12 protein-coding genes are annotated in these 10,774 nt (G+C 64.7%); 8 read left to right on the top strand and 4 right to left on the bottom strand.

Annotation, left to right across the window (positions count from 1 at the left end):
- Nucleotides 1-164: 164 nt before the first annotated feature.
- Complete coding sequence (locus L995_RS05890) at nucleotides 165-932, bottom strand: class II glutamine amidotransferase (RefSeq protein WP_026062477.1); 768 nt, start codon at nucleotides 930-932, stop codon at nucleotides 165-167.
- Nucleotides 933-1,070: 138 nt separating this feature from the next.
- Between L995_RS05890 and L995_RS05885 the strand changes: the two genes are divergently transcribed.
- Nucleotides 1,071-1,700, top strand: a complete 630-nt coding sequence (locus L995_RS05885) for a hypothetical protein (RefSeq protein ID WP_231574362.1) — start codon at nucleotides 1,071-1,073, stop codon at nucleotides 1,698-1,700.
- A gap of 63 nt (nucleotides 1,701-1,763) precedes the next feature.
- Here L995_RS05885 and L995_RS05880 read toward each other — a convergent pair whose 3' ends face one another.
- The 3 genes from L995_RS05880 to L995_RS05875 form a co-directional block, all read right to left on the bottom strand.
- The gene (locus L995_RS05880) at nucleotides 1,764-1,952 is read right to left on the bottom strand and encodes a 4-oxalocrotonate tautomerase (protein ID WP_012202595.1); all 189 of its coding nucleotides are present in this window, start codon (nucleotides 1,950-1,952) and stop codon (nucleotides 1,764-1,766) included.
- A gap of 17 nt (nucleotides 1,953-1,969) precedes the next feature.
- The gene (locus L995_RS31790; protein WP_082001497.1) at nucleotides 1,970-2,224 is read right to left on the bottom strand and encodes a cysteine-rich CWC family protein; all 255 of its coding nucleotides are present in this window, start codon (nucleotides 2,222-2,224) and stop codon (nucleotides 1,970-1,972) included.
- Between the two features lie 80 nt (nucleotides 2,225-2,304).
- Complete coding sequence (locus tag L995_RS05875) at nucleotides 2,305-4,497, bottom strand: malate synthase G (RefSeq protein ID WP_016450689.1); 2,193 nt, start codon at nucleotides 4,495-4,497, stop codon at nucleotides 2,305-2,307.
- A gap of 304 nt (nucleotides 4,498-4,801) precedes the next feature.
- Here L995_RS05875 and L995_RS05870 point away from each other — a divergent pair, with 304 nt between their 5' ends.
- The 7 genes from L995_RS05870 to lptA all read left to right on the top strand — a co-directional run.
- On the top strand, nucleotides 4,802-5,737 hold the full coding sequence (locus tag L995_RS05870; protein WP_026062476.1) for a LysR family transcriptional regulator: 936 nt from the start codon (nucleotides 4,802-4,804) through the stop codon (nucleotides 5,735-5,737).
- 28 nt (nucleotides 5,738-5,765) lie between these two features.
- Entirely contained in the window at nucleotides 5,766-6,371 is a 606-nt protein-coding gene (locus tag L995_RS05865; protein ID WP_047470105.1) for a DUF3016 domain-containing protein, read from the top strand.
- 130 nt (nucleotides 6,372-6,501) lie between these two features.
- Entirely contained in the window at nucleotides 6,502-6,948 is a 447-nt protein-coding gene (locus tag L995_RS05860; protein WP_012202600.1) for a DUF2214 family protein, read from the top strand.
- A gap of 54 nt (nucleotides 6,949-7,002) precedes the next feature.
- On the top strand, nucleotides 7,003-8,700 hold the full coding sequence (gene argS / locus L995_RS05855) for an arginine--tRNA ligase (RefSeq protein ID WP_047470096.1): 1,698 nt from the start codon (nucleotides 7,003-7,005) through the stop codon (nucleotides 8,698-8,700).
- A 20-nt stretch (nucleotides 8,701-8,720) separates the two neighbouring features.
- On the top strand, nucleotides 8,721-9,410 hold the full coding sequence (locus L995_RS05850; protein ID WP_047470092.1) for an SPOR domain-containing protein: 690 nt from the start codon (nucleotides 8,721-8,723) through the stop codon (nucleotides 9,408-9,410).
- A gap of 81 nt (nucleotides 9,411-9,491) precedes the next feature.
- The gene (locus tag L995_RS05845) at nucleotides 9,492-10,142 is read left to right on the top strand and encodes a thiol:disulfide interchange protein DsbA/DsbL (RefSeq protein ID WP_016450695.1); all 651 of its coding nucleotides are present in this window, start codon (nucleotides 9,492-9,494) and stop codon (nucleotides 10,140-10,142) included.
- 172 nt (nucleotides 10,143-10,314) lie between these two features.
- Nucleotides 10,315-10,774 (top strand): lipopolysaccharide transport periplasmic protein LptA (gene lptA / locus L995_RS05840; protein WP_047470102.1); only part of this gene is annotated, 460 nt, incomplete at its 3' end.

Raw genomic sequence — 10,774 nt, 5'->3', positions numbered from 1 at the left:
TCATCGTCAGGCTCTTACAGCCCAAGAAACCCCGTAGCCCAAAGCTACGGGGTTTTTTGCATTGGGCTACAGGAAACGGGGAAACAGGCTGAACAGCCAAAACGGACAACCCAAAAAAAGAGAGCGCTGACGCGCTCTCTTTTTATTCCTGAATGCGCAATGGTTCAAAGCGGCAGGCATTCGCCCTGTACAAAGACCTTGAGTTCGCCCGACTGGATTGAGGTCCAGGTCTCATTCTTGGTCAATGGCGCCGTGACGATGATGGCCACGCGGTCCTGGGGTGTGGTTTCCCGGGCGAAGTCCACGGCCAGGTCTTCATCCGACAGATGGGCCTGGGCAAAGGGGTGGCGTCGTTCGATATAGCACAGGTGCGTGGTGGCATGGGCCCACAGCGCTTCGCCGTTGGACAGCAGGAAATTGAAGGTTCCATGCGGCGAGATGCGCCTGGCCAGCTCGCGCAGCGTGTGGGTGAGTTCCTGCACGCTGGGCAGGCCGGCATGCGACTTCCACAGCTCCTGGAGAATCCAGCAGAAGGCCTGCTCGCTGTCGGTGTTGCCTACTGGATGGAAGTGGGCATGCAGTTTGGGAGCGAAGCCCTTGAGATCTCCGTTGTGAGCGAAGACCCAGTTGCGGCCCCACAGTTCACGCACGAAGGGGTGGCAGTTCTGCAGGCTTACCGCGCCCTGCGTGGCCTTGCGGATGTGGGCGATGACGTTGCGGCTCTTGATCGGGTACTCGCGTATCAGCTTGGCGATGGGTGAGTCGATGGCGCGCTCATAGCCCACGAAGTGGCGCAGGCCCTTGTCCTCGAAGAAGGCGATGCCCCAGCCGTCCGTATGGTCGCCGGTATTGCCCGCCCGCTGGGTGAACCCCGAGAAGCTGAAGCGCACGTCGGTGGGCGTGTTGCAGTTCATTCCAAGCAGCTGGCACATGGCGGTATCGTTGTTTGCGTAGTTCAAGCCATAGCCTAACGCCTGGCGCAGCAGCTGCAAGCACAATGCGGTGCAACGGCAAAAAAACGGAAGAAACCCATGCCCATCCTCTGTCTGCATACGGCGCACAGCAACGCCGTGATCTTCAAGCAGGCTGCTGCCGAACTGGGCTGGCCGGCCCACTCAATCGTTCATCAGGTGCATGAGGAACTGTTGTTGGAGGCGGAGGCTGCTGGCGGCATGGATGCGGCGCTTCGGCGGAAAACAGCAGGGCAGCTTGATGCGCTGGCAGACCCTGCCGATATCGATGCCGTGCTGCTGACCTGCTCGACCCTGGGCCCGGCCGTGGCGGATTGCCGCAGTGGCAAGGTCTGGCGTGCCGATGGCATGCTGGCCCGCAAGGTGGCCGCTGCCTTGCAGAGAGATCCCCAGTCACGCATTGCACTGCTGTGTGCTGCTCCCACAACGTATGAAGCCACGCGCGATCTGTTCATGCAAGCGTTGCTGCCTGGCGATGCACATCTGCGCCTGCAGCTGCAGTGTGTCGAAGGCGCATGGGCGCTTTTCCGTAGAGGCGATCTCTCTGGCTACCAGGCACGGATGACCGATGCCGCTTTTCAAGCCTATGCGGCCGGCGCCGCCCAGGTGGTTTTGACCCAGGTTTCCATGGATGGGGTTGCCAGGTACTGGCAGGCCAGAGACTCCCATCCTGTGCCGTGGACCGTGGCTGCCAGTGCGCTGCAGGCACTTGGAGAAATGCGCAAGTAAAGCTGCAGCTTCATGGAAAAAGGCAGCCGAAGCTGCCTTTTGCATGCGTTGGAGGAAAAGTCCTCAGCTGCGTTCGGACCAGAGCTTGCCGCCCGTGGCCCAGTTTTCGCGCTTGATGTCGGTGATCAGGATGTCCACCGATTCGGGCGAGCCGCCGAGGACTTCGACCGAGACGCGCGTGATCTCTTCGACCAGCTTGCGCTTTTGTTCGACGGTGCGGCCTTCCATCATTTCGACGTGGTACGTGGGCATGTCAATCTCCTCAGGGATCAAGTTCTAGGGGGTTGGATCGGCGACATCATATCGGCCGACGCGGGCGGTCGAGGCTTGTCGGTGCCAAGTGCGCAGGCGGGGCACAGGCAGGCCTTGTTGCGCAGGGGCTCCGGAATGCGGGCCAATGCATCGGGTGCCACCGGCGTGTCCATGCACCAGCAGTTCAGCGGATCAACGCCCGCAAGAATGGCGCACTGATTGCTGCGGCCGCACAGCGGACACAGGCTGGCATCGGGGGGAGGGGCACTCATCGTGGTTCTGAGTGTAGGTCCATGAAAAAAGCACCTCAGGCAAGCCTGGGTGCTTTTTCAAACGCCGGGCGCCGCCCGCGTCAGGCGGCGGCCTTGACCTTCAGGCGCCAGGCATGCAGCAGGGGCTCGGTGTAGCCGCTGGGTTGCTCCTTGCCCTTGAAGACCAGGTCACAGGCAGCCTGGTAGGCCATCGAGGTGTCGAAGTGGCCGGCCATGGGCTTGTACAGCGCATCGCCCGCGTTCTGCTGGTCGACCACGGCGGCCATGCGCTCGAAGGTCTCGCGCACCTGCGCCTCGGTCACGATGCCGTGCTGAAGCCAGTTGGCGATGTGCTGGCTGGAGATGCGCAGCGTGGCGCGGTCTTCCATCAGGCCCACGTTGTGGATGTCGGGCACCTTGGAGCAGCCCACGCCCTGGTCCACCCAGCGAACCACATAGCCCAGGATGCCCTGAACGTTGTTGTCCAGCTCCTGCTGCTTTTCGGCGGCGCTCCACTTGTCTTCCTTGACCACAGGCACCTGCAGCAGGTCGGCCAGGATGTTGGCGCGCTCGGCGTCGGCATTGGTCTGCTCCAGCTGCTTTTGCACTTCGGCCACGTTGACCTGGTGGTAGTGCAGGGCGTGCAGCGTGGCGGCCGTGGGCGAGGGCACCCAGGCGGTATTGGCGCCGGCCTTGGGGTGGCCGATCTTTTGCTCCAGCATGGCCTTCATCAGGTCGGGCATGGCCCACATGCCCTTGCCGATCTGCGCCTTGCCGCGCAGGCCCAGGCCCAGGCCCACGAGCACGTTGCTGCGCTCATAGGCGGCCAGCCAGGCGCTTCCCTTCATGTCGGCCTTGCGGACCATGGGGCCGGCATACATGGCGGTGTGCATTTCGTCGCCCGTGCGGTCCAGGAAGCCGGTGTTGATGAAGGCCACGCGCGATGCGGCGGCGGCGATGCAGGCCTTGAGGTTGACGCTGGTGCGGCGCTCCTCGTCCATGATGCCCAGCTTGACGGTGTTCTCGGGCAGGCCGAGCACCTTTTCCACGCGGCCGAACAGCTCGCTGGCGAAGGCGGCTTCCGCAGGGCCGTGCATCTTGGGCTTGACGATGTAGACGCTGCCCGTGCGCGAGTTGCGGATGCCGTTGGCGCCCAGACCCTTGATGTCATGGACGGCGATGGCCGTGGTGACCATGGCGTCCAGGATGCCTTCGGGGATTTCCTTGCCGTTGCCCCAGAGGATGGCCGGGTTGGTCATCAGGTGGCCGACGTTGCGAACGAACATCAGCGAACGGCCATGCAGCCTGACGGGCTTGCCGTCGGCGCCGGTGTACTCGCGGTCTGCATTCAGGCCGCGCGTCATGCTCTTTCCGCCCTTGTCGAAGGTCTCGGTCAGCGTGCCCTTGAGGATGCCCAGCCAGTTGGCATAGCCCACCACCTTGTCCTCGGCATCCACGGCCGCCACGGAGTCTTCCAGGTCCAGGATGGTGGACAGGGCCGCCTCGACCACCACGTCGGCCACGCCGGCGGCATCGGTCTGGCCGATGGCCGTGGTCTTGTCGATGCGGATGTCGATATGCAGGCCGTTGTTGAGCAGCAGCACGGAAGAGGGCGCTGCGGCATCACCCTGGTAGCCCACAAACTGGGCGGTGTTCTTCAGGCCCGTGGTGCCGCCGTTCTTGAGCGCGACGACCAGCTGGCCGCCTTCCACGCGGTAGCCGGCGGAATCCTTGTGCGAGCCCGAGGCCAGCGGGGCGGCCTGGTCCAGGAAGTCGCGTGCGAAGGCGATGACCTTGGCGCCGCGAACGGGGTTGTAGCCCTTGCCCTTTTCCGCGCCGCCGTCCTCGCCGATGGCATCCGTGCCGTACAGCGCGTCATACAGCGAACCCCAGCGCGCGTTGGCGGCGTTGAGCGCATAGCGGGCATTGAGAATGGGCACGACCAGCTGGGGGCCGGCCTGGATGGCCAGTTCCGCATCCACGTTGGTGGTAGTCGCCTTGGCATCCTTGGGCTGCTCGACCAGATAGCCGATCTGCGTCAGGAACTGCTGGTAGCCGGCCATGTCGGTGATGGGGCCGGGATGGGCCTTGTGCCAGGTGTCCAGCTCGGCCTGCAGGCGGTCGCGTTCGGCCAGCAGGGCGGCATTGCGGGGGGCGAGGTCGTTGACGATCTCGTCGAAGCCTTTCCAGAATGCCTCGGGCGCGACACCCGTGCCCGGGAGCACTTGTTCATTGATGAAGCGGTGCAGCTCTGTGGCCACCTGCAGGCTGTGGGCTTGGGTGCGATCGGTCATGGTGGGAACCCCGGTTGGATGGATGGAAAGACTGGCCTGGACCCTTTACGGGCCTGACTATAAGGAATACTTTATTAGATTTATTTGCGTACATAAATAGACCATAAATCTTAAAACTCGTGACTTTTACGCAAAAATGTGGGAAGGTTATGCGCCTGCCAAAACCATCGGAAATTGGCATGCAGCCCGGTGCGAAGGGCAAATGGCAGACAGCCAGTGCCTACTGCGCAAAAAGGCGGACCCCAGGAGACAGGCATGCATGCGCATGCCCCACAAGAACACGGAAAAGAAACGGACAGCAGTCATGGACAAGCTCAAGGCATTCGAGTCATTCGTATCGGTGGCCACGCGCGGCAGCCTCACGGCAGCGGCCAAGGCGGAAGGCGTGGCGCCAGCCATCATGGGGCGGCGGCTGGATGCCTTGGAAGAGCACCTGGGCGTCAAGCTCATGGTGCGGACCACACGCCGCATCTCGCTCACGCACGAGGGCAGCGCTTTTCTCGAGGATTGCCAACGCCTCTTGTCCGATGTGTCCAACGCCGAGGCCAGCGTTAGTGCGGGCGGGGTCAAGGCCACAGGACATCTGCGCATCACGGCGCCGGCAGGCTTTGGTCGGCGGCATGTGGCGCCTCTGGTGCCGCGTTTTCGGGACCTGCACCCCGATGTGACGATTTCCCTGAATCTGAGCGACCGCGTGGTCGATCTGGCCGGTGAGGGCTTTGACTGCGCGGTGCGGGTAGGCGACCTGCCCGACTCGGCCCTGGTCAGCGTGCGCATCGCCGACAACCGGCGCCAGTGCGTGGCCACGCCCTCCTATCTGGAGCGCCGCGGCACGCCGCGCCACCCCAGCGAGCTGACCCAGCATGACTGCCTGACGCTGTCCAGCGATGCCTCGCAGACGCGCGGCTGGGCCTTCCGCATTCCGCACCCGGACAGCGGTACCAGCGAAGTCGTGCATTTCAAGCCGGGCGGTCCGCTGGACTGCTCCGACGGCCAGGTGCTGCACGACTGGTGCCTGGGCGGCTGGGGCATTGCCTGGCGCAGCACCTGGGAGGTGGAGGCCGAGATCGCCGCCGGGCGCCTGGTGGCGGTGCTGGAGGAATTTGCGGCCCCACCGAACGGCATCTTCGTGGTCTTTCCCCAGCGCAAGCACATGCCGCTGCGCGTGCGGCTGTGGATCGACTATCTCAAGCACCATTACGAGCAGCCGGAATTCTGGCGTCGAACCCACGCGGCCTGAGCGGGCCGCCCAGCAAGGAGGAATGAGCATGGCAGTGTCGATCGCGAAGAAAGCGATATCCGCAACGCAGGCCGCGCCCCCCGCAAGGCGGCGCTGGATGTGCATGGCGCTGGGCGCCGCCTGCCTGGGGATGGTGGCGGGCTGTGCCGTCCAGGGGCCGGAGCAGGGCAGGGCCGCAGGGGCCCGCCAGGGGGCGGTGCCTGCGGGCATCGTGAGCGTCACCTTTGACGACCCTTCGCGCTTCGACGCCTCGCGCAGCGGTCCCGGGGAGACCGACAAGGCGCGCCGTGCCTGGGTGGACGCACTGGCCCAGTTCTTGGCCGAACGGGCCGCGCCCAGGCTGCCCCAGGGGCAGCGGCTGGAAGTCCACCTCACCGATGTGCAGCGTGCCGGCAGTTTCGAGCCCTGGCGCGGACCCCAGGCCGCCGATGTGCGCATCGTCCGCGATATCTATCCGCCGCGCATCGACCTGCGTTTCAAGCTGCTGGATGCCGACGGAAAGCTGCTGCGCGAGGGCAGCCGCCAACTGCGCGATGCGGCCTTCATGATGCGCCCCGACCTGTATCCCAACGATCCCCTGCGCTACGAGAAGACGCTGCTGGATGACTGGTTGCGCGCGGAACTGCCGAAGTAACGACGCAAGAGCCGGCGCGACGGGAGGACCGCAGTGGTCTACCGATTGCCTCGGACATCACGATGGCAGTCCCCGTTTCTGGCGTAATGGACGCTTGGCCCAAGAGGCCCAATTTCTATACGGATTCCCCATGACGATAGAAGCCATCCTGGCCAGCCTCCACCTGCTGGCCATCCTCACCTTCGTGGTGTTCCTGTCCAGCCAGGCGGCGCTGTGCCGCAGCGAGTGGATGAACGCCGCCGTGGTGCAGCGCCTGGCGCGGCTGGACATGATCTATGGCCTTGCCGTGGTCTTCCTGGTGCTCACCGGCATCGCCCGTCTGGTGTGGGGCGTCAAGGGCATGTCCTGGTACGTCTCGCAGCCACTGTTTCATCTGAAGATGACTTTGTTTGTCGTCGGTGCGCTGCTGTCGATCAAGCCCACGCTGGCCTTCCGGCGCTGGCGCCGCGCGCTGGATGCCGGCCAGGGCCTGCCCCAGCCGGCCGAGGTGGCCAGCACGCGCCGCTGGGTGATGTGGCAGGCGCATGTGGTGCCTGTGATCGCGGTGGTGGCGGTGTTCTGGGCGCGGGGCATGTAGGCCCGGTTTTCCTGTCTGGCGGCATGGGGCGGGCCTGCCACGTAGAATCCGCCGATGCTCTCCGTCAAACAGGAACTGCTCGCGGCTCTGGCCGGCGAGCTTGAAACTTTGTCGCCCGGCGCCGGTGCCCGTGCCGCTTTTGAATCCCCCAAGGTGGCTGCGCATGGCGATTTCGCCTGCACGGCCGCCATGCAGCTGGCCAAGCCGCTCAAGCTCAACCCGCGTTCGCTGGGCGAGCAGCTCAAGGCTGCGCTGGAGGCCACGCCGTCCTTCCAGCGTTGGGTCGATGCCATCGAGATCGCCGGCCCCGGCTTTCTGAACATCCGCCTCAAGCCCGCCGCCAAGCAGCAAATCATCCGCGAAGTGCTGGAGCAGGCCGAGAAGTTCGGCTGGCTGGCCGACCGTGGCGCCAAGATGCTGGTTGAGTTCGTCTCCGCCAACCCCACCGGCCCGCTGCACGTGGGCCATGGCCGCCAGGCCGCGCTGGGCGATGCCATCTGCAACCTCTATGCCACCCAGGGCTGGGGCGTGCACCGCGAGTTCTACTACAACGACGCGGGCGTGCAGATCGACACGCTGACCAAGAGCACGCAGCTGCGTGCCAAGGGCTTCAAGCCCGGTGACGAATGCTGGCCCATCGATCCTGAGAATCCGGCAAGCAAGGCCTTCTACAACGGCTCCTACATCCAGGACATCGCCGACGACTTCAAGGCCTGCAAGACCGTCAAGGCCGATGACCGCGAATTCACGGCCAACGGCGATGTCGAGGACTACGACAACATCCGCCAGTTCGCCGTCGCCTATCTGCGCAACGAGCAGGACAAGGACCTGCAGGCCTTCAACCTGCACTTTGACGAGTACTACCTCGAATCCAGCCTCTACACCAACGGCCATGTCGAGGACGCGGTGCAGCGCCTGATTGCGGGCGGACATACCTACGAACTCGACGGCGCGCTCTGGCTCAAGTCCACCGACTACGGTGACGACAAGGACCGCGTGATGCGCAAGCAGGACGGCAACTACACGTACTTCGTGCCCGATGTCGCCTACCACATCCAGAAATTCAAGCGCGGCTACTCCAAGGTCGTCAACATCCAGGGCACGGACCACCACGGCACCATCGCGCGCGTGCGCGCCGGCCTGCAGGCCGCCGACGTGGGCATTCCTGCCGGCTATCCCGACTATGTGCTGCACACCATGGTGCGCGTGGTGCGCGGCGGCGAGGAAGTCAAGATCAGCAAGCGCGCCGGCTCCTACGTCACGCTGCGCGACCTGATCGAATGGACCAGCAAGGACGCGGTGCGTTTCTTCCTGCTGTCCCGCAAGCCCGACACCGAGTACACCTTCGACGTGGACCTGGCCGTGGCCCAGAACAACGACAACCCCGTGTACTACGTGCAGTACGCCCATGCGCGCATCTGCTCGGTGCTGGCCGCCTGGGGTGGTGACGCGGCCACGCTCAAGGACGTGGACCTGTCGGCGCTGGAAGGCCCGCAGGCCCAGGCGCTGATGCTGCAGTTGGCCAAGTACCCGGCCATGCTGACCTCGGCCGCAGAAGGCAATGCGCCGCACGACGTGACCTTCTACCTGCGTGAACTGGCCTCGCTGTACCACAGCTACTACGACGCGGAACGCATCCTGGTGGACGACGAAAAGGTCAAGCTCGCCCGCCTGGCGCTGATCTCGGCCACGCGCCAGGTATTGCACAATGGCCTGGCAGTGCTGGGCGTCTCGGCCCCGCAACGCATGTAACTTCGAGCGACAAGCGATCTATGAAGACACAGCAACGTGGGGGCACCGTCATCGGTCTCATCATCGGCATGATCGTCGGGCTGGCAGCAGCCCTGGCCGTCGCCGTCTATGTGACCAAGGTGCCCGTGCCCTTTCTCTCCAAGGGCGGCAAGACGGCCGACCAGGACGCGGCCGAGGCCCAGCGCAACAAGAACTGGGACCCCAACGCGCCGCTGCAGGGCAAGAACCCGGCGCCGCCACCACCGGCCGCCGTCACGCCCAGCCTCCCTGGCAGCACCGCACCAACCGCCCCCACCCCGCCCGCCGTGGCAGGAGGCGTGACTCCGCCACCCGCGCCCGTGGACCCGGCCAAGCCGCCTGCCAAGCCCGAAACCAAGGCCGATGGCAAGAGCTCGGCCGATCCGCTGGGTGACCTGGTCAAGTCGCGCTCCGCCGCCGCCGAGAAGGCGGAAAAGGCAGAAAAGGCCGAGGCTGCCTTCAACTATTTCGTGCAGGCCGGCGCCTTCCGCAGCCAGGGCGATGCCGATGCGCAGCGGGCCAAGCTGGCCATGCTGGGATGGGAGGCGCGCGTGAGCGAGCGAGAGCAAAACGGCATCACCATCTTCCGCGTGCGCGTGGGTCCGTTCACCAAGCGCGACGATGCCGAGCAACTCAAGCAAAAGCTCGATGGCGCCGGGGTCGAGTCCACGCTGGTGCGCGCCGCACGCTGAAACAGCGTTGAGCAAGAGCGCTGAACTTTTTGGCAAACCCCAGCCTCCTAATCTGCAGCATTGAACGAGGAGTTTGTTTTGATGAATCGCCGCGACTTTTCCCTGGCTGCCTCGGCAGCCGCTGCCAGCGCGCTGACGCTGGGCACCTCCGCCGCACAGGCCCAGGCGGCAGCGCCCAAGGAGGGCAAGGACTACATCAAGCTGGCCAAGCCCGCACCCACCAGCGCCGGCGCCGGCAAGGTCGAGGTGGTCGAGTTCTTCTGGTACAGCTGCCCGCACTGCAATGCATTCGAGCCCACCTTTGCCGCCTGGAAGAACCAGGCGCCGGCCGACGTGGTCGTGCACCGCGTGCCCGTGGCCTTCAACGCCAGCTTCGTGCCCCAGCAAAAGCTGTACTACGCCTTTGAAGGCATGAACCTGCTGGACACCATGCATGCGCGCGCCTTCCACGCCATCCATGTGGAACGCAACCGCCTGGCCAAGGACGACGAGATCTTCGCCTGGGTGGGCAAGCAGGGCGTGGACGTGGCCAAGTTCAAGGAGGTCTACAACTCCTTCACGGTCTCCAATCAGGTGCGCAAGGCCACCCAGCTGCAGCAGGACTATGACGTGGAAGGCGTGCCGGCCATGGGCGTGGCGGGCCGCTACTACACCGATGGCACCAAGGCCGGGAACATGACCAATGTGCTGCGCGTGGTCGATCAGCTGATCGCCACCAGCCGCAAGGGCTGAGGTAGGGGCCTCGGCCCAGACCACCCGTGACAGGCCCGCCATTGAGCGGGCCTGTCGCTTTTGGAAACCTCTTTTTGTGCCTTCGTGTCAGCGCTTTGCCCCCCGGCTTGAAAGACGCCAGGAACGGTTGCGCGCGACACCCCCTACAATGGATGCAAGAAGCGTGCCCTCCATGAAACAACGACTTTCCCCCCTCCTGCTCGCAGCCGCCCTGGCGGCTTTCGCCGGTTTGGCCCAGGCCGAAAAGGCCGACAGCACCAAGCCCATGAACATCGAGGCTGACGCGCTGCGCCATGACGAACTCAAGCAGACCAGCGTCTTCACCGGCAACGTGGTGATGACCAAGGGCACCATCGTGCTGCGCGGTGCCCAGCTCGATGTGCGCCAGGACCCCGAAGGCTTTCAGTACGGCGTGGTCACGGCCGAAGCGGGCAAGCGCGCCTTCTTCCGCCAAAAGCGCGACACCGTTCCCGGCCAGCCCGAGGAATTCGTGGAAGGCGAAGGCGAGGTCATCGAATACGACGGCAAGGCCGATCTTGTGAAGTTCATCCGCCGCGGCGAACTGCGGCGCTATCGCGGCGGCCAGCTCAGCGACGAGATCACGGGCTCCATCATCGTCTACAACAACGCGG

The sequence above is a fragment of the Delftia sp. ZNC0008 genome, assembly GCF_000799035.1.
Taxonomy (GTDB): Bacteria; Pseudomonadota; Gammaproteobacteria; order Burkholderiales; family Burkholderiaceae_C; genus Comamonas; species Comamonas tsuruhatensis.
This window is presented reverse-complemented; position numbering and strand designations above follow the sequence as displayed.